23 protein-coding genes and 1 pseudogene are annotated in these 26,376 nt (G+C 46.2%); 7 read left to right on the forward strand and 17 right to left on the reverse strand.

Translation table 11 applies throughout. The annotated features are described in order from the left end of the window. Window position 1: 1 nt before the first annotated feature. Window positions 2–910: pseudogene (locus PREMU_RS04555) on the forward strand (IS982 family transposase). 287 nt (window positions 911–1,197) lie between these two features. Here the strand turns inward: PREMU_RS04555 and PREMU_RS04560 are convergent. The 9 genes from PREMU_RS04560 to PREMU_RS15545 form a co-directional block, all read right to left on the reverse strand. Beyond that, complete coding sequence (locus PREMU_RS04560; protein WP_007573476.1) at window positions 1,198–3,093, reverse strand: family 20 glycosylhydrolase; 1,896 nt, start codon at window positions 3,091–3,093, stop codon at window positions 1,198–1,200. A gap of 17 nt (window positions 3,094–3,110) precedes the next feature. Beyond that, on the reverse strand, window positions 3,111–5,609 hold the full coding sequence (locus tag PREMU_RS04565) for a glycoside hydrolase family 3 C-terminal domain-containing protein (RefSeq protein ID WP_223918557.1): 2,499 nt from the start codon (window positions 5,607–5,609) through the stop codon (window positions 3,111–3,113). Window positions 5,610–5,805: 196 nt separating this feature from the next. Further along, window positions 5,806–7,083: a GH39 family glycosyl hydrolase gene (locus tag PREMU_RS04570; protein WP_040557999.1), complete on the reverse strand. Its 1,278-nt coding sequence runs from the start codon at window positions 7,081–7,083 to the stop codon at window positions 5,806–5,808. A 140-nt stretch (window positions 7,084–7,223) separates the two neighbouring features. Next, window positions 7,224–8,459, reverse strand: a complete 1,236-nt coding sequence (locus tag PREMU_RS04575; RefSeq protein ID WP_007573480.1) for a glycoside hydrolase family 27 protein — start codon at window positions 8,457–8,459, stop codon at window positions 7,224–7,226. Window positions 8,460–8,626: 167 nt separating this feature from the next. Beyond that, window positions 8,627–10,285: a RagB/SusD family nutrient uptake outer membrane protein gene (locus PREMU_RS04580; protein ID WP_007573482.1), complete on the reverse strand. Its 1,659-nt coding sequence runs from the start codon at window positions 10,283–10,285 to the stop codon at window positions 8,627–8,629. Between the two features lie 11 nt (window positions 10,286–10,296). Next, window positions 10,297–13,740, reverse strand: coding sequence for a TonB-dependent receptor (locus PREMU_RS04585; RefSeq protein ID WP_007573484.1), 3,444 nt, complete (start codon window positions 13,738–13,740; stop codon window positions 10,297–10,299). A gap of 261 nt (window positions 13,741–14,001) precedes the next feature. Then, window positions 14,002–14,979 (reverse strand): FecR family protein, encoded by a 978-nt coding sequence (locus tag PREMU_RS04590; RefSeq protein ID WP_007573489.1) that lies wholly within the window; start codon window positions 14,977–14,979, stop codon window positions 14,002–14,004. Window positions 14,980–15,056: 77 nt separating this feature from the next. Beyond that, window positions 15,057–15,635 carry an RNA polymerase sigma-70 factor gene (locus PREMU_RS04595; protein ID WP_007573491.1) on the reverse strand — a complete coding sequence of 193 codons (579 nt, stop codon included), beginning with the start codon at window positions 15,633–15,635 and terminating at the stop codon, window positions 15,057–15,059. 69 nt (window positions 15,636–15,704) lie between these two features. Next, on the reverse strand, window positions 15,705–15,881 hold the full coding sequence (locus PREMU_RS15545) for a transposase (RefSeq protein WP_083819214.1): 177 nt from the start codon (window positions 15,879–15,881) through the stop codon (window positions 15,705–15,707). Window positions 15,882–16,359: 478 nt separating this feature from the next. Here PREMU_RS15545 and PREMU_RS15550 point away from each other — a divergent pair, with 478 nt between their 5' ends. Together PREMU_RS15550 and PREMU_RS15555 are read left to right on the forward strand one after the other, a co-directional pair. Then, entirely contained in the window at window positions 16,360–16,644 is a 285-nt protein-coding gene (locus PREMU_RS15550) for an AraC family ligand binding domain-containing protein (RefSeq protein ID WP_050796360.1), read from the forward strand. A 101-nt stretch (window positions 16,645–16,745) separates the two neighbouring features. Further along, window positions 16,746–17,045: a helix-turn-helix transcriptional regulator gene (locus PREMU_RS15555; RefSeq protein WP_050796361.1), complete on the forward strand. Its 300-nt coding sequence runs from the start codon at window positions 16,746–16,748 to the stop codon at window positions 17,043–17,045. Window positions 17,046–17,058: 13 nt separating this feature from the next. Here the strand turns inward: PREMU_RS15555 and lptB are convergent, their stop codons facing one another. Beyond that, the gene (gene lptB / locus PREMU_RS04605; protein ID WP_007573493.1) at window positions 17,059–17,976 is read right to left on the reverse strand and encodes an LPS export ABC transporter ATP-binding protein; all 918 of its coding nucleotides are present in this window, start codon (window positions 17,974–17,976) and stop codon (window positions 17,059–17,061) included. Between the two features lie 137 nt (window positions 17,977–18,113). Between lptB and PREMU_RS04610 the strand changes: the two genes are divergently transcribed. Together PREMU_RS04610 and PREMU_RS04615 are read left to right on the forward strand one after the other, a co-directional pair. Next, window positions 18,114–18,872 (forward strand): MlaE family ABC transporter permease, encoded by a 759-nt coding sequence (locus PREMU_RS04610; RefSeq protein ID WP_007573495.1) that lies wholly within the window; start codon window positions 18,114–18,116, stop codon window positions 18,870–18,872. Between the two features lie 29 nt (window positions 18,873–18,901). After that, complete coding sequence (locus tag PREMU_RS04615) at window positions 18,902–19,678, forward strand: ABC transporter ATP-binding protein (protein ID WP_007573497.1); 777 nt, start codon at window positions 18,902–18,904, stop codon at window positions 19,676–19,678. Here PREMU_RS04615 and PREMU_RS04620 read toward each other — a convergent pair whose 3' ends face one another. Beyond that, entirely contained in the window at window positions 19,679–20,152 is a 474-nt protein-coding gene (locus PREMU_RS04620; RefSeq protein ID WP_040558001.1) for a zinc-dependent metalloprotease, read from the reverse strand. It lies immediately after the preceding gene. A 370-nt stretch (window positions 20,153–20,522) separates the two neighbouring features. Here PREMU_RS04620 and PREMU_RS04625 point away from each other — a divergent pair, with 370 nt between their 5' ends. After that, window positions 20,523–20,732 carry a hypothetical protein gene (locus PREMU_RS04625; protein ID WP_040558002.1) on the forward strand — a complete coding sequence of 70 codons (210 nt, stop codon included), beginning with the start codon at window positions 20,523–20,525 and terminating at the stop codon, window positions 20,730–20,732. Window positions 20,733–20,740: 8 nt separating this feature from the next. Here PREMU_RS04625 and PREMU_RS04630 read toward each other — a convergent pair whose 3' ends face one another. From PREMU_RS04630 to PREMU_RS04650, 6 genes are all read right to left on the reverse strand, one after another. After that, window positions 20,741–21,133, reverse strand: a complete 393-nt coding sequence (locus tag PREMU_RS04630) for a hypothetical protein (RefSeq protein WP_007573499.1) — start codon at window positions 21,131–21,133, stop codon at window positions 20,741–20,743. Continuing rightward, window positions 21,133–22,446: a ribosome biogenesis GTPase Der gene (gene der, locus PREMU_RS04635; RefSeq protein ID WP_007573500.1), complete on the reverse strand. Its 1,314-nt coding sequence runs from the start codon at window positions 22,444–22,446 to the stop codon at window positions 21,133–21,135. The genes PREMU_RS04630 and der overlap by 1 nt, the downstream gene beginning before the upstream one ends. 122 nt (window positions 22,447–22,568) lie before the next feature. After that, window positions 22,569–23,465, reverse strand: a complete 897-nt coding sequence (gene era, locus PREMU_RS04640; protein ID WP_007573501.1) for a GTPase Era — start codon at window positions 23,463–23,465, stop codon at window positions 22,569–22,571. Window positions 23,466–23,615: 150 nt separating this feature from the next. Further along, window positions 23,616–24,635 carry a beta-ketoacyl-ACP synthase III gene (locus tag PREMU_RS04645; protein WP_007573502.1) on the reverse strand — a complete coding sequence of 340 codons (1,020 nt, stop codon included), beginning with the start codon at window positions 24,633–24,635 and terminating at the stop codon, window positions 23,616–23,618. Beyond that, entirely contained in the window at window positions 24,635–24,820 is a 186-nt protein-coding gene (rpmF, locus tag PREMU_RS14465; RefSeq protein ID WP_007573504.1) for a 50S ribosomal protein L32, read from the reverse strand. The genes PREMU_RS04645 and rpmF overlap by 1 nt, the downstream gene beginning before the upstream one ends. A 15-nt stretch (window positions 24,821–24,835) precedes the next feature. Next, a complete protein-coding gene (locus tag PREMU_RS04650) occupies window positions 24,836–25,357 on the reverse strand; it encodes a YceD family protein (protein WP_040558003.1) in 522 nt (173 codons plus the stop codon). A gap of 326 nt (window positions 25,358–25,683) precedes the next feature. Here PREMU_RS04650 and clpP point away from each other — a divergent pair, with 326 nt between their 5' ends. Continuing rightward, complete coding sequence (gene clpP / locus PREMU_RS04655; RefSeq protein WP_007573507.1) at window positions 25,684–26,349, forward strand: ATP-dependent Clp endopeptidase proteolytic subunit ClpP; 666 nt, start codon at window positions 25,684–25,686, stop codon at window positions 26,347–26,349. Window positions 26,350–26,376 lie beyond the last annotated feature (27 nt).

The following is a 26,376-nucleotide window of genomic DNA, read 5'->3' on the forward strand; positions in this document are numbered from 1 at the left end:
TATAATCACCGAGGACAAAGTTACTGAAATTTATTGTATGGCAGATGATTTCTGCAAAGTTTTTGACGCCCAGATGAAAAAATACACGATACAGCCCCAGAATAAGCGCAAATATCATCGCGATTCGACATTGTCGAAGGCGGGGAGGTAATGGTTATCATGATTCTGTTCCATGGTTCGGGTTACCGCTGCCTGAAGCATTTTTACTTGCAGCATGTATGCAAGCACCTGAGGCATTTGTTCCCAAAAGTAGTCTCCCATAACCACTTTGTCGAACTTGAGCACGAGGTGGCCATACCTCTGGCCATATTTATCAAGGAAGTACTTTTGGGCAAGTGCACGGGAATCAGCCTTGTGGACAGCACACCGCTTCGGGTATGCCGCAACCAGCGTATACACATACACAAGACTTTCAAGGGGAATAGCCCAAAGGGGCAAATGCTCCATGGGGTGGTTCTTCGGCTTCAAACTTCATCTGATCTGTAATGAGAAAGGCGAGTTGTTAAGCTTCATGATTACACCCGGTGATGTAGACGACAGGAAACCGCTGGACTCCAAGGCATTCGCGGATGTGCTTTATGGCAAACTTGCCGGTGACAAAGGATATATCGGCAAGGACTTGTTCCAGCGACTCTTTGTGGACGGGATACAACTGATTACCAAACTGAAGAACAACATGAGGGGAGCCTTGATGAGCGTGTCCGACAAGCTCCTGCTTAGAAAGAGAGCCATCATAGAAACCGTCAATGATGAGTTGAAGAACATTGCCCAGGTTGAGCATTCGAGGCACAGAAGCGTCGAGAACTTCGTGGTCAATACACTGGCGGCCTTGGCTGCATATTGTTTTTCCCCAAAGAAGCCCTCCATTGCTGTTGAACGTTCCATTGACCGTCAACTTACTCTGTTCTAAATTCATCGAACTCACGTTATGTTATGAACAATTAATAGTCAGAAGTTTGCATTTAATTAGTAGACCCTACTTAAATGCAGTTCAAGTCGCCTTATCCCAGGGCAGTGTAGAAAGATTCCCGGGAGAAAAGCATGTTCCCGGGATCCCAACGCTTATTAGCGCTCGTCATCCCGACGAGATATCCAACTTAAAAATACAAGTACCTGCTTCAGTTCATTGTGCCTGCAGGCTTCACCTAAATCGTTATTATGATCTCTAACTTACAATGCTCTCAACCTCTCGGGAGTTTAATGGCGGTTCTTTGAAAAGCTGATGCCTTTCACTTCTGATACATGTCCGGAGGCATCCATGGACAGCGGGATGAAGCTAACGAACCATGTCTCATTCGGAAACACCCGCGGGCAATACAGCAGGATGGTGTTCTCGCCGGCTCTCAAGGGTATGCCGGCAGGTTTCCTCATCCAGAACAACTGCTCGTTAGTGTAAGGCATTTCGTTAAGCGGTGTGTGCCATGTATGCTCAAATGAGCGATATCTGCCCGGCTCGTTCCAGAGCTCCGGCGGAAAGATTTCTCTTCCGTTCACGAAGAGTCTCCCCTGCGCTTCCCATTGTCCTTGATAGCCTATGCCGTCGGACATCCTGCTGGAACGGGCCGGGGTCTCGAATCCCACCCATGCGTAAACCACGGTGTCTTTAGGACTGAAGATGCGGGTCTTCATCCATGCGTCCATGGTGGGGAGTATTTCCACATGATGCTTCCGGGCCAAAGCCTTTATATCTACCACACCTCCCCATGCGTCTACCCACTTCATGGAATCGATGCTGGTGCCCCTGCGCTCAGGCAGGCTCACCTCCCAGTGTTCATCGAGACTGCCAACCCATCTTACATTCCAGTCTTTGAGGAATCTGTCTCGATGGTATGCCATCTTCTTTTCAAAGTCATGCATCTTCTTCCAAAGGCTCGTCGACGGGCCAGGTATCAGGTCTTCTTCTGCCACGGACACCCCTTTGCCCCCTCTCCAGAACCTCTCGGAGAAAGGGAGCAGGGCCTCCGGCATGCCGTTGTGGGGGAAGGTCAGGCTCTTGTCCGCCACCCGCACATCATTCCATAGACACAGAATGCCTCCAAGGGCCTTGCCGTCGGTCCTCTCAACGCCACAGGGAGTGTGCATGAAACATTTGTACAGGTTGAATATCGGGTTTCCTGTATTGAGATAGCCCATGTACGAATCGATATAGCGATGGGTGCATCCCGTCTTTTCAATGGCTTCTCCCACGGCAGCTCTCCATACCTGATAGATGACCTCGCCGGAGCCTTCCAGACCCGGGTTCCATGCCAGGACTTCCCTGTCATTCTGCTTTGCCACCCGCTCGCAGAAGGCCATGAACTCGTCAGGGTGAGCGATCGTGATTTCGTCTGACCCGAAATGAATATACGGGCAGAGTGCCCGGGGGATCTCGGTAAAGAACTCCTTGACCAATGTCTCCAATACCTTCATACCCTCCTTGGATGCCATCGGGAAGCCGAAGGCATTCGTGAAGTATTCGCTATGCCCCGGCATATCGATTTCGGGAATGACGGTGATGCCCCGTTCCTTGGCATAGGCTATGACATCGCGTATCTCGTCGTAGGTATAATACTTGCCTTGGTCGCGGTCTTTTCTTTGGTATTTAGGATCGTTGAGCTGTGGAAACGCCTTGGATTCTATGCGCGAGGCCGGATTGTCGGTCAGATGCCAGTGAAACACATTCAGTTTATAGAATGAAAATAGGTCAAGTTCCCTTTTCAACTGTGCCACAGACCTGAAGTTTCTTCCCGTGTCGTGCATGAAGCCGCGGATAGGGAAGGCTGGATAGTCAATGATAGAAGTCTGTGGGGTCATTCCCTTTTCATCTTCCAATTGCTTTAAGGTGGCCTTGCTCCAAACTAATCCTTGGTAGTCTTTTGCCCGGATAATAGCCTTGTTACCCTTAATTTTCAAAGAATATCCCTCTGCCGGGAGGTTGAGCGATTTATCAATCTTGGCATCTATGCTCTTGACCCTAATCTTTCCTCCCAATGATTTCTGGCTTACCGGCGACGGGATAATGTTTTGACTGTTTATAGCCGATGTAGCGAACAGTAGACACAAGCATAGGCATATCCGACATTTGTGCATCGCACCTTTCATGTTTTTCTTCATATCAACTGTTTTTAAATTTATAAACGAATATTTCCCTTTAATCTTATATTTTCTGATGAGGAACCTACTAATATATCGAAAACGCCCGGTTCCAGAACCCATTTGTGCAGGTCCGGATCATAATATTCGAAAGCCTCTTTGCACAAGTTCATCTCGATAGATTTCGTTTCACCGGGTTTCAGGAATACCTTTTCAAAGTCCTTCAGTTCCTTATAAGGTCTCTTTAGCTTGCTTTTTGCGTCGTGTACATATAGTTCCACCACTTCGGCACCATCCCTCTGGCCTGTATTGGTAATGTCCATGGTTACCTTTACACATCCGTTTTTCCTGTCAATAACCTGAACCTTCAAGTTGGAATAGTCGAAATTAGTGTATGAAAGTCCATGTCCAAACGGGAACAAGGGCTTTATCCCCTGATGCTCATAACCCCTATAGCCGACAAATATCCCTTCACGATAGTAGACTTTCCGCTCTTTTCGCGTTTCATCATAGTTGCCATAGGCAGGAGAATCTTTCCATTCCTTTTCTATGGTAAATGATAACTTGGCCGAAGGATTTACCTTGCCAGACAAAATGTCGCCGAATGCAGTTCCGCCTTCTTGCCCGGGATAGAGCAAATGAATAACCGCCGCCACATGGTCTATCCAGGGCGTCATTCTAAGACTTCCGCCTCCATGAAGGGCGACAATGATGTTGGGATTGACTTTAGTTAGGGAATTAATCAATTCATCCTGCCCATATGGAAGCTCAAATTGACGATCTGTTCCTTCGAATTCCAGGCTGGCATCGAGTCCTCCGCAGAATATTACATAGTCTGCCTTGGAAGCTATCCTGATCGCTTCGGAAGTGTCTACTGAGGAAGCGTAGTCCCATGCGAGACGAATCTCTGCAGGATTGGAATTCTGGTTCCAATATTCCAGTCTGACGGATATCCTCTCATTTCTTTTGGAAGCAACCCTTACATATCTGTTGGCAAACGACTGCGAGTTCCTCTCGTCGATGACAATCCTGCCGTCGACGGTCAGTCGGTAGCCGCCTTGAGCATCCACGAGGAATACCACCGAGTCGTCTTTTTCCGAAGCGATATACCCATCCCATTGGATTCTGTAATTCTTCCCCAAGGCCTTGACATCAGAGGAGCCTTCCGCCCAGTTGAAGTTAATGGTTGCATCAACTCTTTGAATGCTTGGCTTAAGCACCTTTTCAGGATTTTGTTCATCCAGCATGTAGTAAGATCCCGTAAGCCCACGACGGCCTTCTTGTGTCTGGAAAGAAGAGTGTTTGAACAAGTTGCGCTTATAGGCATTAGAGACTCCTTCGTGGTATAATATCCTCGCATTCGGAAAAGCACGGCGAATACCTTCCATGTCATTGACTACATACCAGGGGCTTACCTTAGAGCTTCCACCTCCGCCATAAGATGCTCCTTTTACATCGTATACATTATCATCAACGATATTCGGATTGGCGTTAGGGCCGATGACGGCAATTGTCTTTGGTGAAGCCAAAGGAAGTATGTTTTTTTCGTTCTTAAGGAGAATGATTCCTTCACACGCTTCTTGGTAAGCAGCTTTGTTTGCCTCCTCGTTAAATGTGGGAATCGATGTGTCCTTCACCGTTTTCCGGTCAAAGATGCCCAGCTCAAAACAGGGCAGGAAGATATGGGTTACCATAGAGTCAATCTGGCTTTCTCTTATTTTCCCGGATTTTATAAGTGGCAGGAGTTTTTCCTTGTTCAGATAATCGAAGGTTCCCAATTCCATATCCAATCCCGCTTCAACGGATTCGTATGCAGCATGAGTAGCTCCCCAGTCTGACATAATCGTTCCTTTGAACCCCCAGGAATCTCTAAGAATGTCTTTCATCAGATATCTGTTTTGGGCACAATAAATGCCGTTCACAAGGTTGTATCCCATCATAACAGCCTTTACATCCGCTCTTTGAACAGCTGCCTTAAAGGGAGGAAAATAGATTTCATGCAAAGTCCGCTCATCTACTTCACTACTCACTTTATACCGATCAAACTCCTGATCATTGGCAACGAAATGCTTGACGGTTGCGATGACTCCTCCCTGCTGTATTCCTTTAATAAGCGATACAGCCATTTCCGAGGCAAGATAAGGGTCTTCTCCCATATACTCAAAATTCCTGGAGTCTTTTGACGATCGGTAGATGTTCACTCCCGGACCATAGAACACATTGATGCCTCTGGCGCGCCATTCCTTTGCATACAGACTCCCGATATGACGAGCCAGGCTGCGATTCCATGAGGCGGCCAGAGCTAATTGGCATGGAAATGCTGTAGCCCGGCCTTTAAGTCCCCATGACGCAACTCCGGAAGGGCCGTCGGCAGTCTCAATGCGGGGGATTCCCAGTCGTTCGCATCCCCTATAGAAGAAATCACTTTCGAGTACATATATTTTCTCTTCCAGTGTCATCTGTCCGACCAAGTCATAGACACGATCTTCGTGCGACAATATGTCGGCTTGGACTGGATGCGACGAGATTTCTATCATAGTGATAGAAGGGTGTATCATAAGAAAGAGGAGAAAGGCTCTTCCGGATATTCCCATATTCTTGCTGTGCATTATAGAATCAATGTTATATATGAAGTACGGTAGAGTGTGCGCATGTGGGTTCTGGAATTTTTAGTATTCCAATGACACGCATATCATCTTCATTCTTTATCCTTAGTTCAAGGGATAGAAACTATCATTCTAACTCGAGCAGCGTAAAAGAGTTGGCTTCCATCCAAAGTTCTATTGTCCCGTCTTTAATATCCACAGGTACTTCTGTGTAGAGATGGACTCCGTCGGTAACATGGCTTATGGCCTGACGGATGGCTCTTGACGCTAAGCGGACGGTTACCTTTTCTGCGGCCGTCTGATTGTCGTCGTCGTTATATCGGACTACCATCAGCCGGATCTTGCCATCCTTACAGGCAGCCGTGAAATAGATATCATCGTAGTCGCCCGTAGCCTTTACTTGTTGTCCGAACTCAACGAGTTTGTTCCATGCATAGAAGCTATAATAACACTGGTTCGGGGCAAAGGAGTAGAGATCAAAAAGACCGTTGAATATGGTTGGCTGTGCGTCATAATACATCAACATGTCTACAGGCTTCTGTTGACAGGCATTCATGACACCTGCTGTAAAGGCCGCACCCTTTTGTCCCTTGATTACATTGACGGTATAGGGGAAGTCGGCTGTCCATCCTTTTACATAGTTCCATTCATCCAAAATAGATTCTGAGTTGCCATAGCCGTATTTTATGAGAAGCTGTTTCTTTTTATCTGCGTTATTAGCTATTTCTTCAGGTGTGCGTGAATAACTGTGCCAAGAGAAAAAGTCTATAGAAATGTTATTCTGTTGCATATATTGCAAGAAAGCCTCAGCCCATTTGTCATTGTAGCAGAGTGCGGGTCCTCCTATTTTTAAGTGGGGGAAGCTTTTCTTGAGATGCAGGGCTACCGTCTTGTAGAACTCGAAGAACTGGGCCTGGGAACCTCCCCAGGTTTTAGGGTTTGTTTTCCAGGCATCATGGTCGTAGTCGAGATCGGGCTCGTTCCATATTTCCCAGTATTTGATATTCCACTTATAGCCATTATTCCAGCCTTCAGTATAATGACGGATGATATGCTCACATATCTGTGCCCACTTTTTGAAATCCTTAGGAGGCAAGATATAATATTTCTTCGGCGCATGCTCAATCTTTTGACCCAGCCGGAAAAATATGCCTGTACCGGCATCTTGAATGGACTTTAGGTATAAATCAGTAAGAGTAAAGTCATAAGCTTTTTCGTCCGTAACCTTTTTGTTGAAGTCTGGGAATATAGCCGAGATATCGACAGAATGCTCACCGCCATAGGCAGCACAGAATGATGCATCATGCGTTCTTGCATACGGGATATGGGCTGCTCGGTAAGCATCGAAGTTACCGCGCGTCTGCTCACTCCCCGCTTTGACGGGGCCATTGTTGATGGCATTCATTAATTTAATTGATCCGACGAATTCCGATGGATATATAACTATATCCGCCTTTGCCTCCCTAGGCATTGATGCAAATGCCAGGAAAGTAAAGGAGAATGCCATGGTAGATATTTTTATACGAAGATTCATAGATACCAATATTATTGATTCAACATGAGACGATAAGAGACCACATCGTGCGAGGGTATGGTAAGTGTCCGCTCAATCTTGTTCTTTTTACTTGTTTTCCCCTCAAATTTGTGGCTCCATAGATTGTACACCCGATAAACTGTGGTATTGAAGTTCGTGCTTTTTTTAGAAACCTGAGAGTCTGTAAGATTAAATTCCTGCCAATTGAGACCAAACCTTACATCATTTTTCGTTGCATTAAGAATGGTGAATGCCCAGTCTCCGTTGGCAAGAGGCTTAAACCAGAGGGCAAGTCCTTGCGTATCGCAGAAATGCAGCCCTTGCACCCCCAGTTTGTCCTGGTCTATGGCAATCATGTCTTTGTTTAATACAATTCCTTTGGTTGCATCACTCATCGTGCGAATGTCATTTCCCAATACAAGAGGAGCAGCCAACATGCACCACATTGTGAAATGCGCGCGGTCTTCACTCTGTGTCATACCATTACCTACTTCCAGCATGTCTGGATCATTCCAATGCCCAGGTCCTGCATATTGGCGAAGTGTGTCTGTAAGTTCCAGATTCTTCATGACGGTATTAGGTCTCCAGGCACCTTCCTCATAGTGTTTTATGAGTTCCGCAAAGCCTACGCCTATGTCTCCCGTAGTTCGCCATGAGTGTGCCATGTCTCTGGCCCAATGCCAAGGTTGGTTGCGTCCCCATTCGCATAGATTAAAGTAAATAGGCCGGCCGGCAGTTCTCAAGGCATCACTCATGAGTTGATATGCAGCCTTTGGATTCAGATCGGGGGTATTACACCAATCCTCTTTCAGAAAATCTATACCCCAGCGTGCATATTGTAAAGCATCCTGATATTCGTGTCCATAACTCCCTGGAAGTCCTGCACAGGTTTGATATCCTGCACATGAATAAATACCTAATTTCAGCCCTTTGGCATGCGCATAGTCTGCCAGCCACTTCATGCCATGGGGAAACCTCTGCTCGTTAACTGTTATAAACCCGTTGGCATCGCGCTTTCCATGCCAACAGTCATCAATATTTACATAGACATAGCCAGCATCTTTAAGTCCGGAAGACACTACGGCATCTATGATGCCTACTATTTTTTCTTCGTCGATTTTATCAGCAAAACAGTTCCAAGAACTCCATCCCATTAAAGGGGTATCCGCAAGATTTTCCCATTTCTGGGCTTTCGCATTAAAAACTGTACTTACACATAGAATACATAACAAAATCAGCTTTTTCATGTCTTTTTATTTAATAATGGTTCTTGCTAAAATATAGGTTTATTTACTATATTTTTTAAAAGTCTTTTATGTAAATAGCAGGGAAGAAGAGAAAGATTATTTTTAAAGTTATTTAAAACAATTACTTTCTCTTTTCCCAAATATAGATAATTACAAGACTTTTCTATTTAGTTATATCCTGGATTATTACCGCTTCCCATCATTAGAGAGTTGCTTGTCATCTCTGCGTAGGGAATAGGGAATAGCAGGTGTGTGGAAGATTCAAACTGGAGTTTGGACTTGGTAGATGAGTATCCCCATTTTTCTACAGGGGCTTTTGCCCATTCATCCAGATTGATGAAGCCGGCAGCGTGCCACCGACAGAGGTCCATCCATCGTATGAAGGGTTCGCCGGCTAACTCTTTTAGACGTTCATCCATGATATCATCCATTGTAATGGTACGGGTATAATCCGCTGGAACCGCAGCCTCTGTCCCGTCCGGCGTAGAAAGCCTTGCACGCTTACGAATATCGTTCACTTGTCTACGGGCAGATGCCTCGTCTCCTGTTTCTAAATACGCTTCGGCTGCAAGAAGTTTTACATCGGCAAACCTCAGGATACGCGGATTATTACAAGAGGTAATTCCAAAATCGGGATCAAGCGGACCTCGACGGGCACCATTGATGTATTTCACAAATTGCCAGCCATTAAAATTATTTCCCCAATCTGAAGGTGTCAGCCAATTATATTGTGGATCCACTCCGATGGATGAGGAGCGTAGTGTTTCTACTTTTCTCGGATCATCGCTTTCAAAGCTCTTAATTAATTTGTCACTAGGACCAAACATGCATCCATAAACATAATATGTTTGGTAAAATTCTATATTTGTTATGCCTATTGGACCACTACCATAGCCAATATTACCATCCAACCATGGATTGTCTGATTCTGACGGATTTGTACTTGCCTGATATTCAAATAGAGATTCTGCATTATTCTCTGAGCGATAGTCGAAATTGTCTCCAAATGGAACTCCCACAATAGTGGTCGTTTCATCCATTGAATTGAACGCGCTGATAGCGTTCTTATAATCTTGCTGAGCATCTCCATTATATAACTTGGCATAGTTTGCCCGCAAAACATAACACTTAACCAACATTCCTCGTGCAGAGTTCTTGAATACACGCCCCTTGTTTTTTTCGTCCCAAGATTTTGGCAAAAGTTGTTCTGCCTGTTTCAAATCAGTAATAGCCTGATCGAGAAGTTCAAAGCCGACGGTAGGCGGTAGCGAAGATGTACTAAGACTCTTAATACGCATATTTTGATTAGGTGCTTTCCGAAAATGATTCCATAGCATCATATTTACCCAGCCACGAATAAAATAGCATTCTCCCTTGCACCAATCTGCATATCCTGGGGTCGTGCAAACAGCCTCTGTGTCAGGATCGCTTAATTTGTCCAACATAAAATTGGCTCTGTTCAAAATGGCATAACAAATAGACCAGTAGCTCCAAATAATACCATTGTCGGTCGTCAGATAAAAGCCATCAAAATCTCGGCCATTATCATTACTTGATGTTATATTATCACCAGGAAGAAACATAAGTTCACTTAATGGTCCTTTTGCAAATACACCTTGTTGAAAATGTGGACCGAAGATTTCTCCCACTTCAGCATAAATAGCACCGATTCCCCTTTCCACCTTATTTTGATTTTCAAAATAATTATCTTCTTGATAGATGGTATCGATTCCATCCTCCAAGAAACCGTTGCAGGACATGAGCATGCAAACAAGCCCGAGGAAAACAGATACTTTTATATTTTTAATTAAATGAAATTTGCTCATAATATATAGTATTAAAAAGTCAGATTCAATCCCATGTAGTAAATGCGTGGAGCGGGATTATTGTCATCTTCCGGATCCAAGCCAGAGTACCCTGTAATGGTAAAGAGATTGGAAATACCCAAATAAAGATTGCAATTCTTGACAATATAATTGGTGCATTTGTACACACTCTGTGGAAGTGTGTAACCCAATTGTATATTGGCCAGACGCAGATAATCCGCATCTTCTATCCAGGCTATGCGGCCTGGACTGCAGGCAAAATGGGCATCCAAGCGTGGTAGCAGTGCATTTTTGTTATCCTCCCTCCAATAGTTTAGTGCATCGGTCGTATGAGTATTTGAGGCACCCGTTATCAAGAAGCTTGATTTTACAGGATTGACCTTTTGTACATCGCCCACTCCACTAAACTGGGCAAAAAAGCTGAAGTTATGCCAATTAGCAGAGAGATTGAAACCATAGAAATATCCGGGAAGCGATTTCCCCAAATAAGTCATATCATAAGAATCTACGATGCCATCCGGACCTACAGAGTAAGCCTCGCCTTCTTTTTTAGGAGCACCGTTTATATCCTTGAACCAAGCATCGCCTGCCGTGATATATTCCTTAATATAGCTTACATCATTCACCTTTTTGAGATATTCCTGTGCTTCTTCTTTAGTTTGGAAGAATCCCCCCAATTGATAGCCTCTCAGATATCCCATGGACTTTCCCTTTTCTATGTTCCCTACGGAAGAAGACAGGATTAGCGGAGACCCGCCTTCAATCTTTACAACTCGATTACGGACCGTGGTAAAATTACCACCTACACTAAAATTGAAATCCTTGATAGAATGGGAGTAATTCAAATTGATTTCTATTCCGGTATTGCGAACAGAGCCAATATTGGCGGATGGTTGATCTACAAAACCTGCACTTGGTGCGAGCGAGACGGACTCAAGGATACCATCAGTTAACTTATGATAATATTCTATAGAACCACTCAAATCGTGAAAAAGTGTAAAATCTATACCAAAGTTGGTTGTAGTTGTCTTTTCCCATTTAAGGTCGCTATTGGCAAGTCCATAGGCAGCAGCTCCAGAACTGTAGTATCCTCTACCTATATTTAAGGGATTGTTTCCAAAGACATAATTTGGTCTTGTTGTTATTGTTGCAAGATAAGCATAGCTGGCAACTTCCTGATTCCCAAGTTGTCCCCAACTTGTGCGTATTTTGATGTCGTCTATCCAGTTTCTGTATTTCTGCATAAATGGTTCAGAGGATATACGCCATGCTGCAGAGATACCAGGGAAAGTTCCCCATCGATTCTCTCGGGCAAATCGGACGCTGCCGTCACGCCGGACTGTTGCATCCAAATAGTATTTCTGTTCATAATTATAGGAGAGGCGGAAAAGAAATCCAGCTAACGCTTCACGTTGTTGGAATGTTCCTGCATTAGTATACTGGTTCTCTCCTCCAATGGAGTGTATATGTTTATTCAAGGATGTTACAGATTGTGTGGAACAGCTAGAACCTTTGATATGGAATTTCTGTCCAGTAATGTCGAACAAGGCATCAAAGTTATGTTTCTTATAAAGTGTAAATTTATAATTTGCGTTGAATTCGTAGATAAAGTTTGTATTGGTTATACTACGTTCATAATAATCGCCTACAGAACCCGGCGCATAGGAATTTTCTGGATCAACTCCATTCCATAAAAGAACATTGGCTTTGCCATATTCGAAATAATTCACACTGTTCGTAAAACGGTCCATGTCGATAGTCCCTCTAAGCTTTAAGTTCTTAATGGGCTCGATTTCCAAATAAGCATTCCACATCATTCGCAGGGAGGAGTTGTCCTGATAGTTATAATGTTGACGGCCTACAAAATTGTTTTTGGTGTTAGTTCCATACAGTGTGGTGGTATCCCATATTCCATTAACATATCCTTTAATAGTCTGTGCATATCCTCCCAATCCGCTCTCATCATAAATGGGTTGCCAAGGGGAATATTGTGCAGCCTCTATCAAACTTGGAGTATAAGGGGCATTGCCGCTGGTGCCATAAGCTACACGGATATTGGTGCCGAATCGCACATAATCGTTAATATCCGCATTCAATTTGAGAGCGCCGGAATAACGCTTCATCCAGTTTCCTAACTTTACGCCATCATGGTCTGCATAGCTAAAGCTGGCCATATAGTCATTGGACTTACCTCCTCCATTAATACTGACGGAATAGTCTTGTGTCATGGGGTTGTCTGTCAAGGAAGCTTTCTGCCAATCATAAGTTGGACTATTGCCAAGATATGCGGGATCTGAAGGATCAAAAAATGGTTTATTGGTAGGATCTTCGTCTTGCAATCTGTTTTCGTCCGTATCAAGAAGTGCATTATAGAAATCGGCAAACTGTTTCGTGTTCATCAGAGGCTTTACGCGTTGCCATTGGTTCTCAAAGCCGATTCGCTGGGAATAATTTACGCGGACTTGGTTACGGACTCCTTTCTTCGTTGTGATGAGAATAACACCATTGGAGGCTTTCAGACCATAGATGGCAGCCGAGGCGGCGTCTTTTAATACAGAGATGGATTCTATGTCATTAGGATCGATCATCGCTAATATGTTGATATTACCTCGATACCAATTATCGTTTTCCACCCCGGCACCATACTCCTTGATAGGAATGCCATCGATAACATAGAGTGGAGAGCTGATGCCCCAGGTATTGATACCACGGATACGCACGGTAGTACGGGCATTCGGATCGCCCTCGTTACCGATTACCTGAACGCCCGACATGGTTCCTTGCATGGACATATCAGGAGTCATACTCACAACTTTTGCAATATCCTTGGAATCAATATTGGAAATAGAGGTGGTGATATCTTTTTTCTGGCGACTTCCATAGCCAATCACGACAACTTCGTCCAGAGCCTCCATGTCTTCGATTAAGTTCACGGAAACTTGCTTGCCGGGCGACTTGACGGTCTGCGTCTGAAAGCCTACATAAGATATTTCAAGGTCGGATCTGTCGGGTACATCCATGGAGAAGTTTCCGTCAATATCCGTTACTGTACCGAGGTTTGTTCCTTTTACCTTTACGGATGCTCCGATAATGGGTTCACCGTTTTTGTCGGTGATTTTTCCGACTACGGTATGATTTTTACCATTAGAAGCGGAAGGTTTTTTTTGCACTCTATGGGATACAATGATATTTTTTCCTTGTACCTTATAGTCTACATCCTGACCTGCCAGAATCTGTTCTATTGCCTTTTCCAAGCTTGTTGCATTAACGGAAACCTCCCTGGATGTATTGAGATCAGCAGCTTCGTAGACAAAAGAGTATCCCGTCTTTTGATACAATTCCGCCATGGCTTTCTTAACCGAGACATTCTTCAGGTTCAGATTAAGGCTTTGGGCTAATGACACCATGCCATAGCTAAAAACGATAGCCAATAGAATGATTTTCTTTAGATTCATGTTAAAATTGTGATTAATGTTATTAATTTAAGATTAAGTTGTTTCTATAAGAAAAACATTAACTTTGTGAAGGTTCTCTTATAGGCATACTGTACACGGTTGTTTAGAGAGGTTACTACGGCAGAAAGAACTTCCACTTCTTTCTGCTTTTTCATCTCTGGCTTAGATTACTGCTCTTATCAGTTTCATGTCTGCGGTTTTTAAGATTAACATAATTGTAGAGTTATTAATAGATTCAGTATAGGATTACATTTTTGCCTTCTATCTTGTAATGGAGTTCCCTGTTCCCTCCAAGACTTTAAGGACATCGGTGAGTGATTGTTCTTGCCGGATAAAGTCGCCATAGAAATGGAATTGTTCAAGTGCTTTCGAAGAGACCGTAACTTTCACGCCATAGAATCTTTCCAGCTTCTTGGCAATGCTGTAAATGGATTCTCCGTCCAGAATCAAGAAACCCCGAGTCCACATGCGTGATTTTCCGACTTCGTATTCGTCAACTTCAATTTTTCCGGTCTTCTTGATGAGCACTGCCCGTTGTCCTGGAATCAAGGTTTGGGATTCGTGGTTGTTTTTCATCAGGCTTTTCAGGGATACGAAGCCTTCCGACAAGGGCACCTCGGCTTCGGGGTCTTCGGGATAGTCGCGGAAGTTAAACTTGGTTCCCAATACATTTACTTGCAGGATTCCTGACTTGACCGAGAACGGGAGGTCCTTGTTCTTGGTAACTTCGAAGAATCCCTCTCCCTCCAAGGAAACCTGTCTGTCTTTCAGACCGAATCCTTGTGAGTAAGTGAGCTTTGAGCCGGAGTTGAGCCAGACGGATGTCCCGTCGGACAATATGGTTTTTGTCCTTGAGCCGGGAGCAGGTTCGATTACGATTTCGGCAAATTCCTCACTCAGCCGCCTTGGTCCATGTTGGTATGCAAAGAATGAGATCAGGGCGACAATTGCAATCATTGCCGCATAGCGGAACAGACGGTGAAGCCTGTTGGAGGCTTTCTCCTGCTTGTCAGCCCCGGCTTCAGCGATGTGGCTGAGGAAGGATTCAAATGCTTTGGAGGCATCATATCTTACAAGCTCCTTTCTGTTTACGGACGAAAACCAGATTTCTTCTTGGGCTTGAACATAGTTTCTATTTTCGTTAGAAATCGCAATCCAGTTACGAAGTTCTTCCTTTCCCTCATGATTCAGCTCGCCGCAAAGCAATTGAATGATCAAGTCTTCTTGATAGATGTTCATATCTGGGTTTTTACATTAAGAGGACGAAGGAAAAAGAAAGGTGGGTAGTGAGATAAACAGAAATTTTCTAAATAAATTTATTGTTGGACGACAATGATGAAAAAGAGCAGTTCTAAGTATTGAGCAAGATCGTTGCGAAGAATCTTCAAGGCATGCTTCAGATGATACTTCACAGTATTGACAGAGATACCAAGTTCTTTGGCTATCTCTCCATTCTTCTTTCCGTCATAGCGGCTCATCTTGAACACATGTCGGCAATCGGCGGGCAGACGGTCAACAGCGTCCTGCACGACCTTCTCTAATTCTCCATCCAACAGATGCGCCAAAGGCTCACTGTCGTCCACTATATTGCTTTCGCCGGTTAAGGACGAATCGGTATAGTTCTTCTGCGTCTGCTGCCTTATCCAGTCGATGCAATGGCGGCGGACACTCACCGCCAAATAGTTTCTCAGAGAGACATGAATTTCCAGTGAATGCCTGATTTGCCAGACGTGGAAGAAGACATCAGCAACAATCGTCTCCGCCGCAAAGTCGTCTCGCACATATTCGTTGGCAATGGCGCACAGAGGCGCATAATGAACCTTGAAAAGGAATCGGTACCCCTCTTCCTTCCCATCCTGCAACATTCTGATAACGGTTCCCTCTGTTAATTCCATTTCTTGCAGATTCGTTTTTATGGTTTCTTTACGATTCGGCCACAAAATTACACTATTTTTAGGAGACTATTAATAGAAAAGCGGAAAATATTGCATATACGGATTCTCACGTATTATCTGTATAGTCTCCTCATCAGACAGATTAAGCTTGTGTTTGATGATCATTGCGCCTATAACCATGCGTATTGGCTTGTTGCCAGCCCCTCGCTCATCGTTATGCAATTTGGAGTTGTATATCTTCTCCAATTCTGCCTAGGGAAGCATATCGCCGAGAACGACCCAACGGTTATGCTTGTCCAAATCTTCAAACGAAGATCGGAACATATCCGGGGTTAATTGCTTGTTCTTATTCTGCGATGTATACTTCATATGTGTACTCCTTTTAACACCACAAAGGTACTAATTTTATGTGAAAAAGATGAATCAAATAGCAAATATTTATCTAACAATTAGTAAGTTATGATTATTCAGTAAACACTAATTACTTTTGTGGGTAATAGGCCGAATTCTATATTTTATTTGTTGTTTCTATTATTTTTGAATGTAATCAGCCCCCTCTCCTGGATGGGGGAGGAGGGGTAAGGGGGGCTACTACTGCAACTTTTGTCCTTTTGTCTCCTTCAGTCTCAATGCGAAGAAGGCAAAGCCGAAAGCACCGACAAGACAACTGAAGTAAATGTAAGCTTTTGAGTTTTTCGAGTTCATAAGTCTGTAAGTTTTACGGTTGCAAAGTTACGACACAATAAAGAAGCAGCAGTATTTCATCATCCCGCAAGGAGAGCCCCATGTTTATGCCTCCAATAATGATGATCCTTGGACCATCTACTGGGTGCCTTTCACAGGAAACATGGCACCTTTCTTCGGTGATAACTGCTACACGCCAACAGACATCATAACGGCTAAGACCTCACGCGTCGCTGACCGCAACAACATCTTCGAAGAGATTTTCCTCACACTATCAGACAACTACAGTCTTGACAACCTCCGCTATGCTTCTTCCCTGCTCTAGGCTTCCTGGCTTCCTTCAAATACATCAAACAGTTCAGGAACTACAACGCACAGGACGCACGGCTCGCCAACAACGACATCGTCTCAGCAGCTGTGAGGTTCATGAACGAAAATATTGAGAAGCAGCTCACGCTTGCACAGATCGCTGACTATATTGGCTATTCTACCTCGCAATTCTCGCTCATCTTCAAGATAAAGATGGGCCATTCACCTCTCAACTACTTCAACATGCTCAAGGTCCAGCGTGCCTGCAAGTTCCTTGAGATCACGGATCTAAAGATCAATCAGATCTGCACCAAGGTCGGCATTGACGACAGTTATTATTTCTCCCGCCTGTTCTCCAAGACCGTCGGAATATCACCCAAGCAATACCGGAGGGCGAAAGGACTGACAAGCCATTAACACCCTTCACCTATCACCCAATCTCCTTGAGCAGCTGCCTGCGGGCCTGCGCGGCAAAGGCACGGTCTTCCTCGTTGGACTGGAACTTGCGGTAGACAAAGTTGTCGGAGAGGTAGTTCTTGCGTACAATCTTGTTGTCGGCTAACTCCTCTGGCAGTCCCTGAAAGAGGATGCGGCCTTCGAAGAGCAGGTAGGCCCTATCGGTGATGGATAGCGTCTCCTGCACGTTGTGGTCGGTGATAAGGATGCCGATGTTGCGATATTTCAACCTCCAGACGATGTGCTGTATATCCTCCACGGCGATAGGGTCGACACCGGCGAAAGGCTCATCAAGCATGATGAACTTCGGGTCGATGGCCAGGCAGCGTGCAATCTCCGTGCGGCGGCGCTCACCGCCCGAGAGGCGGTCGCCTTTGTTCTTGCGCACTTTCTGCAGTCGGAATTCCTTAATCAGGCTTTCGAGCTTGTCGAGTTGCTGCTGATGGTTGAGCTTGGTCATCTCGAGTACGGCCATAATGTTATCCTCCACTGAAAGCTTCCGGAAGACACTCGCTTCCTGCGGCAGATAGCCGATGCCGGCGCGGGCACGCTTGTAGACCGGATAGTCGGTAATCTCTTTGTCGTCGATGTACACATGTCCTTCGTTGGGAATGATAAGCCCAGTGGTCATGTAGAACGATGTAGTCTTGCCGGCTCCATTAGGTCCAAGCAATCCCACAATTTCGCCTTGCCTGACGTTAAACGACACGTGATCAGCTACTGTACGGCGGCCGTAGCGCTTCACCAAGCCTTGTGTATGAAGCTCTTGCCGTAGCAGACTCTCCTTGAGCCTCTCCTCGACTTGTTCTGACGAGAGGTTGTCGAAATCGGGCTGTGAAGCAGCATATTGCTGTTGGCTGATATTCTGTTGCTGAATATTTTCTTCTTGCATGATGTGTATTTTGCCACAAAATTACTAAAAAAAGAAATAATAACGTTGAGATAAGGAAAAACTCTCCACTTGATAGCAGTTTTTAAGCGGATTTTGGGTACTTTTGCACACATGTAACCAAGAATATCGGCAAGCATATGTTCATCATTCGGTTAATCCATCGCTATCTCACCACTTTCGGCAATTACCTCATCCTCATGGGCCGCACTTTCTCCATCCCCGAGCGCATGCGCATGTTTGGCAAGCGCTACGTGAAGGAAATGTCGCAACTCGGTGTTGACTCCATCGGCATTGTGCTGCTTATCAGTTTCTTTATCGGCGCGGTGATTTGCATCCAGATGAAAGTCAATATCCAGAGTCCGTGGATGCCTCATTGGGTGACAGGCTATGTCACTCGTGAGATTATGCTCCTGGAGTTTTCCTCTTCCATCATGTGCCTTATTCTTGCGGGCAAAGTAGGCTCGAATATCGCCTCTGAGTTGGGCACCATGCGGGTGACCCAGCAGATTGATGCCCTTGACATCATGGGTGTCAACTCGGCCTCCTACCTTATCCTGCCTAAGATCATGGGCTTGGTGACCATTATGCCTTTCTTAGTCATTTTCTCCTCAGCCCTCGGAGTGCTTGGCGCGTATGCCACGGCTTTTGTAGGGCATATGATGTCGCCTGAAGACCTTACGGCTGGCATGCATCATGCTTTCAACCAGTGGTTTGTGTGGATGAGTATCATTAAGAGTCTCTTCTTTGCCTTTATCATCTCCAGCGTGTCATCGTTTTTCGGTTACACTGTTGAGGGCGGCTCGGTGGAGGTGGGCACAGCTTCAACCAACGCTGTGGTGTGCTCCAGCGTACTCATTCTCTTCTCCGATGTCTTTCTCACTGAGCTGTTGTCTTAGAATATACCGCCGATAAACGTATTGTTGCTATGATTGAAGTAAAGAACCTGACTAAGAGCTTCGAGGACAAGACGGTGCTCTTCAATATTAATGCCGTTTTCGAGACGGGTAAGACCAACCTTATCATTGGGCAGAGTGGCTCTGGCAAGACCGTGCTGATGAAGAACCTTGTGGGGCTACTATCGCCCACCAGTGGTGAGGTGCTGTTCGATGGTCGCAACATTGTCACCATGAATAAGCACGCACGGGTGGCATTGCGCCGCGAGATGGGTATGGTGTTTCAAGGCTCTGCGCTCTTCGACTCGCTCACTGTCTTGGAAAATGTGCGCTTTCCACTTGACATGTTCTCATCAATGAACAGCCGTGAGCGCGATCGCCGGGCCTTGGAGTGCCTTGAGCGTGTCAATCTGCTCGATGCGCAGGGCAAATTTCCTGCGGAGATCTCCGGTGGCATGCAGAAGCGCGTGGCTATCGCACGTGCCATCGTGCTCAATCCTAAATATCTCTTTTGTGATGAGCCCAATTCCGGCCTCGATCCGAAGACCTCACTTGTCATTGACGAACTGCTCTCGGGTATCACCGATGAGTACGGAATCACCACCATTATCAACACCCATGACATGAACTCGGTGATGGGCATCGGCGAGAATATCATCTTTATCTACAAAGGCCATAAGGAGTGGCAGGGTACTAAAGATGATGTCATGAGCTCCACCAATAAGAGACTCAACGACCTGGTCTTCGCCTCTGACCTCTTCCGGAAGGTAAAAGAGGTTGAGGCTGAGAAGGATAAGGAGACTCACTGATTATTTTTCGCCCTCGTATGCCTTGTGCACCTTTTTGATGTGGATCAGAAGGTTGCGGTAATGCAGGTTGTCGATGCCGCCATTCTTGGTTGTGGCCAACTGGTGGTTGATGAAGGCTTCCACCTTGCTCATGTTTTGTAGGAGATAAAGGTAGGCATCGGAGACTTTGGTGTCGGCTTGCACGGGTGCTTCTCTATCTTCTTTAAAGATGAGGCTGTCCTCCAGTCCGCTGATGTAAGTCCGCTCCATTCCACGATGGTAGCGGTTTTGGAAGTCGTCGTTGGCATTCATGGGCTTCCACATGATGACCATAACATCGTCGAGCCATTCGGGCATGGTGAGCATGTTGCGATCCATCCATTCCAAAGCTTCTTTCTGCTTCTCCTTGGAGGCATAGCGGTGGCGTGTCTCTTGCAGCGTCGTTGATGATCCGCCCAATTTGATGGTAGGGCCTGAGAGCTGGCTTGTGGTCACGCCTGTGTAGAGATCCTCCCAGGTTCATGCGCTGAGAGGTCAGTGTTTGTGGGTCGTAGCCGTAGAGCAGTTGGTCTGTGGTTTTCGGGGTCTTGTTTTGTCTGAACTCCATTATGACCGACAACTTGAATATGTTGAGGAGGCTCGCCTCTACGCTGGCAAACGGTCGTAAGGTCGTGAGTTTTCATACTGTCTCACGATGACACTCCGTTTGAGAAAGTGCCAATGCCGCAGAGAATGGGCGTTATCTCACCGTTGTTAGAGTTGACATTCATGCGGAGGCCTGCCACTTGTCCTTTAAGTGACGAGGTGAGATCCTTTTGCGCATCTGCTCCGTGAGCTTTTTAGTTGACAACGCTGTAGGCTCCCCTTGGCATTCTGTTTTTTGATAGCCGGTGACTACGACGTTGTTGAGATTCTGGACGTCATCGAGCGTGCTCTTTTTGGGGGGACTGTTGATGAGTCGTGGGCTCTGAGACTGTCTATACCTGTAAACGCATGGGCCGACAGCAGAACAGGGAACTACAAGAAAGGCTCCCCCATAGATGTAGTGTCAATGTTTTTGCATCTCTCTTACTAATTAAAATTCTACCGCATATACCACACGTCTTTTACCTCCACCATGGGCACGACGATTTGTTCACGGGTGCCATCGCCATAGGTGAATGTGAGGAAAGCGTTGGCGACATGCTTGGCTGTGTCGGCTCGTCCGTCAGCCACAGCCACCGTCTTGATGCCCTGGTGTTCTTTCTCTTGCTGTGCCACGAACATCCGGGCATTGACAATAAGCTGCCGACGGTAGCTTTCGGGAATATCAGTGGGCTGATAACGCCCGTTAACAAAACTGTTGTAGTCGCCTTTGAGCAATTGTTCATAGTAGACTTTAGCTGCCTGCGCCGCTACTTGCGCGGCATCAGGGGCCGATGGCTTTCCCGAGCACGCGGCGAGGAGTGGAAAGAGAAAAATAAATAGTCTGCGCATTACTTCTGCCGGATGAATACATTAATCGGACACCCGCGCATCGACCAGTTTTCTCGGATTTTATTCTCCAGAAACCGGCGGTAAGGCTCCTTGATATATTGCGGTAGGTTAGCGTAGAAAACGAAGGAGGGTATCTGTGTGTTGGGTAGCTGCGAACAATATTTAATCTTGATGAACTTGCCTTTGACAGATGGAGGTGGAGTCTGCTCGATGATGGGCAGTAGCACCTCGTTGAGCTTGTTGGTACCCACGCGTGCAGTACGGTTCTTATAGACGTCAACGGCGTTTTGCAGCACCTTAAAGATGCGTTGCCTGGTGAGTGCGGAGGCGAAGATGATGGGGAAGTCGGTGAACGGAGCCATGCGGCTATGAATGGCATTGACGAAAGTGGCGATGGCTTTCTGGCTTTTGTCTTCCACGAGATCCCACTTGTTGACCACGACCACGAGGCTCTTGTTATTTTTCTGAATGAGCTGGAAGATGTTCATGTCTTGTGCCTCGATGCCGCGGGTGGCATCGATCATGAGGATGCACACATCGCTGTTTTCGATAGCACGGATGGATCGCATGACGCTATAGAACTCCAGGTCTTCCGATACCTTGTTCTTCTTTCTGATGCCTGCGGTGTCGACGAGGTAGAAGTCGAATCCAAACTTTGTGAAGCGCGTGTAGATGCTGTCTCGTGTGGTACCCGCGATCTCGGTTACGATATTTCGGTCCTCGCCGAGGAAGGCATTGATAATACTCGATTTTCCGGCATTGGGACGTCCTACGACAGCAAAGCGCGGTAGCCCGTCGTCAATATCCTCGGGATTGTCGGCAGGCAACTTCTCTATGATAAGGTCGAGTAGGTCGCCTGTACCTCCTCCGGTTGCTGCACTAATGCATTGGGGATCACCCAGCCCAAGCTTGTAAAACTCAGCTGCGGAATAGGCCATGCCATTGTTGTCAACTTTGTTGGCCACCAAGATTACTGGTAGTTTGGTGCGGCGCAGAATCTGCGCCACATCTTCATCCCAGTCGGTGACGCCTGTCTCTACATCGACAAGGAAGAGCACAAGATCAGCCTCATCGGAGGCCACCAATACCTGTTTGCGGATAGCATCTTCGAAAATATCATCTGATTTGACCACCCAACCACCTGTGTCAACGACCGAGAACTCGCGGCCATTCCAAGAACATTTGCCATATTGTCGGTCGCGGGTGGTACCGGCCACATCGCTTACGATGGCGCGGCGGCTTTGAGTGAGGCGGTTGAAAAGGGTGGACTTCCCCACATTGGGACGTCCTACAATAGCTACTAAATTTGACATTCTGTTTGTTTGATTTCTGAAGTTTAACATTCTTCGGCCCTCGCGCGTTGTACGAGAGTGCGCCCTGCACTACAGTCAGGGGTTTATTTTATTTATCCAATATCTGTGACTTATCACTCGAATTACTGTGGATTATATCCGAAGTTGTCGAGTTCGCGTTCTGAGTTACGCCAGTCCTTGTCCACTTTGACAAAGAGTTCAAGGTAGATAGCCTTTCCAAAGAAGTGTTCAAGGCTCTTGCGTGCCTCTGTCGACACCTTTTTCAGTGCCATGCCCTGGTGCCCGATAATAATGCCCTTTTGCGAGTCGCGCTCCACATAGATGACGGCATTGATGTAGATATGATGCTCGTCCTCCTTGAAACGCTCTACGACAACCTCCACGGAATAAGGAATTTCTTTATCGTAATAGCGGAGGATCTTCTCACGGATAATCTCCGAAACGAAGAACTTAGCCGGCTTGTCCGTCAACTGGTCCTTGTCGAAGTAAGCCGGACTCTCGGGAAGCAACTCTTTGATACGCTTCATAAGCATGTCGATGCCGAACTTATTCGCCGCCGATACAGGAAGGATCTCTGCATTGGGAAACAGCTCATGCCACTTCTCCACAATCTCACCGAGGCGCTCCGTGGAATTATCTCCTTTCAGTTCGTCAATCTTATTGATGAGCACAAGCACGGGAATCTTCATCTGTGCCACTTTCTCGAGAAAGTCCATATTCTTCTCCGGACTCTCCACTACATCGGTAACATAGAGGAGAATGTCAGCGTCAGCAAGCGCCGACTCAGAAAACTGGAGCATGAACTCCTGCATCTTATAGTTAGGCTTCAGCACGCCCGGGGTATCAGAGAAGACTATCTGACAATCATCCGTGTTGACAATACCCATGATGCGGTGACGTGTGGTCTGTGCCTTGAATGTAGCAATACTGATCCTCTCACCGACGAGTTGGTTCATCAGTGTTGATTTACCGACATTGGGGTTCCCCACAATATTCACAAAACCGGCTTTGTGTGTCATATTCATTATGATTTAAGAAGTTCAGAAGACAAAAATCCGGAAGGACAGTCAAATATTATGCTTGTACTCTTAGCAGAGTAATGACTGAACTTCCGGACTTCTGAACTTCTGTATCTTCAGAAACTCATCCGAGCTTCAAATACTTATCCCTTATTCGCCTTGGCCTACCTTACTTCCGTCGTAGCCCCACTTTAAATAGATGGCGCCATGGACGAAGCCGGCTCCGAAAGCGGTGAAGATGATGTTGTCGCCTTTCTTGAAGTTAGCCTCATTATCCCACAAAGCCAGCGGTATAGTGGCTGAGGACGTATTGCCATAGTGGTCGATGTTGATCACAACCTTGTCAAGAGGCAGATTGGCACGCTTGGCCACAGCATCAATAATGCGCAGGTTTGCCTCGTGAGGGATAATCCAGTTGAGGTTGGAGCTGTCAAGTCCATTACGTTCCATCACTGTTGCTACATCATCGCTCATGTAGGTGACTGCATGGCGAAATACTGTACGCCCCTCCTGATACACATAGTGCAGATGGTTGTCGATGGTGAAATGGGTGGCCGGACAAACAGAGCCTCCTGCTTTCATATGTAGGAAAGGCAGGCCTTTGCCGTCGGTGAGCAGCAAGGAGTCTTGGAACCCTACACCCTCTTCTTCGGTGGCCTCCAACAGCACAGCACCGGCTCCATCGCCGAAAAGTACGCACGTCTGGCGGTCGGTCCAGTCGACGATGGACGACATCTTTTCCGCCGAGCATACGATCACCTTTTTATAACGGCCTGATTGAATCATCGACGTAGCCATGTCTAAAGCATAGATGAATCCGCAGCAAGCACATGACATGTCAAACGCAAAAGCGTTTTTCAGTCCGAGCTTTCCTACCACAATACTCGCTGTTGACGGGAAGGGGTAGTCGGGAGTCGTCGTCGAGACGAGAAGCGCATCAATAGAATCGGGATCGGCACCAGTCTTTTTGAGCAACTGCTTGCAGGCTTTACGAGCCATGTAACTGGCTCCGAGACCTTCCTCCTTGAGGATACGGCGTTCCTTGATGCCCACACGCGTTTGAATCCACTCGTCGCTGGTGTCCACCATGCGCGACAGTTCCTCATTGGTGAGGATATAGTCGGGCACGTAGCCGCCAACACCGGTGATCACTGCGTTGATCTTAGCCATTATTCAGCGGCTTCTTTTACAATAGCAACCTTGCCGCGATAATAGCCGCAGGTAGGGCATACGGTATGGTACACATAGTAGGAACCACAGTTGGGGCATATGGCCAATGTGGGGGCTACGGCCTTATCGTGAGTTCTACGCTTGAGTGTACGAGTCTTTGACTGTCTTCTTTTTGGATGTGCCATTTTGAGTATTAATTTTTAATGTTTGTTTTTTAATTGAGAGAGTGCTGCCCACCGTGAGTCGATGGGGTTCTCGTCATCGCCGGCTCCGCTTCGGGCGGCTGAATGTTCTTCAAGGATCTTCATCATGGCAGGATTGCATTTTCCAGGTGCATGCACATGCCTGAGTGGGATGGCGAGCTCTATGAACTGATAGATGAACCACGAGGTGTCGAGCATTCCTTCTTTCTCTGGCACCGTGATGAGGTCATCATTCTCGGAGTAGTCCTCTCCAAACTTTGCCACGAGGTGATCGTCGCTGGCGATGGGTTGATCCATATCGTCAAGACAACGGTCGCAGGCTACCGTAACAGAGCCTTCTGTGTGGAAGTCAATATCGAAGACGTCGTTGCGCCGGTCAATGGTGACCGTGCAGGTCAGTTGTCCGCGATGTACGACAGGAGCATGGACAGCCTCGAAGAAACTGTCATCCAAGTCAAAATGGAGAGTGGACTTACCCTCTTCCAATCCTCTCAGATCTATCTTAAATCGCTTAGACATAGACGAATCCACGCTTCGGGCTGCAAAGTTACTGCTTTTTCTGAATTGCAGCAAAAAAATAACTAAATAAATTTTCAGATAGGGCGATAAAGGCTTCTCGAAATTCGTTTTTTCTTTCTCTGAATGAAAAAAAATCCCGATTTTGTTGTTTTTCTGTTTGTTTGTGAGTATCTTTGTAAAACGAAAATGAATTGCAGACTGATTCCTACCTGTACGCAAACACGTTAGGAAATGAATATCCTTGGCACGGAGTTTGCATTTCTATAGACTATTGTGGGGGAGAATCCTCGTGGTTTTAAGAAGAAAAATTAAAATGAAGAAAAATTATGAACAACGATTTTAGAAAATTTGCGACTCAGAAGCTCGGTATGAATGGTTTGGTGCTTGACGACGTAGTGAAAGCACAGCAGCAGTATCTTAATCCGTATATTTTGGAGGAGCGCCAGCTCAACGTTACTCAAATGGACGTCTTCTCGCGTTTAATGATGGACCGCATCATCTTTTTAGGCACTGAGATTGACGATTACACTGCCAACACGTTGCAGGCGCAGCTGCTCTATCTTGACTCTGTGGACAACGGTAAGGATATTTCCATTTATGTCAACTCTCCCGGTGGCTCCGTCACTGCGGGCCTTGGCATCTATGACACAATGCAGTTCATCACCTCCGACGTGGCAACTATCTGTACCGGTATGGCTGCCTCAATGGCTGCTATGCTTCTCGTCTCAGGGCAGGAAGGCAAACGCTCGGCACTGCCTCACAGCCGTGTGATGATTCATCAGCCTCTTGGCGGTGTACAGGGTCAGGCATCAGATATCGAAATTGAGGCAAAGGAAATATTGAAGTTTAAGAAAGAACTTTATACCATTATTTCCGATCACTCTCATCAACCTTACGACAAGGTGTACAAGGACTCTGACCGTAACTACTGGATGACAGCAGAGGAGGCCAAGGATTACGGTATGATCGACCAGGTGTTGAAGAAGAAATAAAGGGAAGAGAGTAGGTGCATGACGACA

It is taken from the genome of Hallella multisaccharivorax DSM 17128 (assembly GCF_000218235.1).
GTDB lineage: Bacteria > Bacteroidota > Bacteroidia > Bacteroidales > Bacteroidaceae > Prevotella > Prevotella multisaccharivorax.

What these genes read in the sequence shown, in the direction of transcription:
- PREMU_RS04570 (WP_040557999.1), bottom strand. Translation starts at nt 7,083, where the DNA reads ATGAATGCCATCAACAATGGCCCCGTCAAAGCGGGGAGTGAGCAGACG.
- rpmF (WP_007573504.1), bottom strand. Translation starts at nt 24,820, where the DNA reads ATGGCACATCCAAAAAGAAGACAGTCAAAGACTCGTACACTCAAGCGT.
- der (WP_007573500.1), bottom strand. Translation starts at nt 22,446, where the DNA reads ATGTCAAATTTAGTAGCTATTGTAGGACGTCCCAATGTGGGGAAGTCC.
- era (WP_007573501.1), bottom strand. Translation starts at nt 23,465, where the DNA reads ATGACACACAAAGCCGGTTTTGTGAATATTGTGGGGAACCCCAATGTC.
- PREMU_RS04595 (WP_007573491.1), bottom strand. Translation starts at nt 15,635, where the DNA reads ATGGAATTAACAGAGGGAACCGTTATCAGAATGTTGCAGGATGGGAAG.
- PREMU_RS04580 (WP_007573482.1), bottom strand. Translation starts at nt 10,285, where the DNA reads ATGAGCAAATTTCATTTAATTAAAAATATAAAAGTATCTGTTTTCCTC.
- PREMU_RS04560 (WP_007573476.1), bottom strand. Translation starts at nt 3,093, where the DNA reads ATGAAGAAAAACATGAAAGGTGCGATGCACAAATGTCGGATATGCCTA.
- PREMU_RS04650 (WP_040558003.1), bottom strand. Translation starts at nt 25,357, where the DNA reads ATGTCTAAGCGATTTAAGATAGATCTGAGAGGATTGGAAGAGGGTAAG.
- PREMU_RS04565 (WP_223918557.1), bottom strand. Translation starts at nt 5,609, where the DNA reads ATGATAGAAATCTCGTCGCATCCAGTCCAAGCCGACATATTGTCGCAC.
- lptB (WP_007573493.1), bottom strand. Translation starts at nt 17,976, where the DNA reads ATGCAAGAAGAAAATATTCAGCAACAGAATATCAGCCAACAGCAATAT.
- clpP (WP_007573507.1), top strand. Translation starts at nt 25,684, where the DNA reads ATGAACAACGATTTTAGAAAATTTGCGACTCAGAAGCTCGGTATGAAT.
- PREMU_RS04615 (WP_007573497.1), top strand. Translation starts at nt 18,902, where the DNA reads ATGATTGAAGTAAAGAACCTGACTAAGAGCTTCGAGGACAAGACGGTG.
- PREMU_RS04610 (WP_007573495.1), top strand. Translation starts at nt 18,114, where the DNA reads ATGTTCATCATTCGGTTAATCCATCGCTATCTCACCACTTTCGGCAAT.
- PREMU_RS04585 (WP_007573484.1), bottom strand. Translation starts at nt 13,740, where the DNA reads ATGAATCTAAAGAAAATCATTCTATTGGCTATCGTTTTTAGCTATGGC.
- PREMU_RS15555 (WP_050796361.1), top strand. Translation starts at nt 16,746, where the DNA reads ATGAACGAAAATATTGAGAAGCAGCTCACGCTTGCACAGATCGCTGAC.
- PREMU_RS04630 (WP_007573499.1), bottom strand. Translation starts at nt 21,133, where the DNA reads ATGCGCAGACTATTTATTTTTCTCTTTCCACTCCTCGCCGCGTGCTCG.
- PREMU_RS04575 (WP_007573480.1), bottom strand. Translation starts at nt 8,459, where the DNA reads ATGAAAAAGCTGATTTTGTTATGTATTCTATGTGTAAGTACAGTTTTT.
- PREMU_RS04590 (WP_007573489.1), bottom strand. Translation starts at nt 14,979, where the DNA reads ATGAACATCTATCAAGAAGACTTGATCATTCAATTGCTTTGCGGCGAG.
- PREMU_RS04645 (WP_007573502.1), bottom strand. Translation starts at nt 24,635, where the DNA reads ATGGCTAAGATCAACGCAGTGATCACCGGTGTTGGCGGCTACGTGCCC.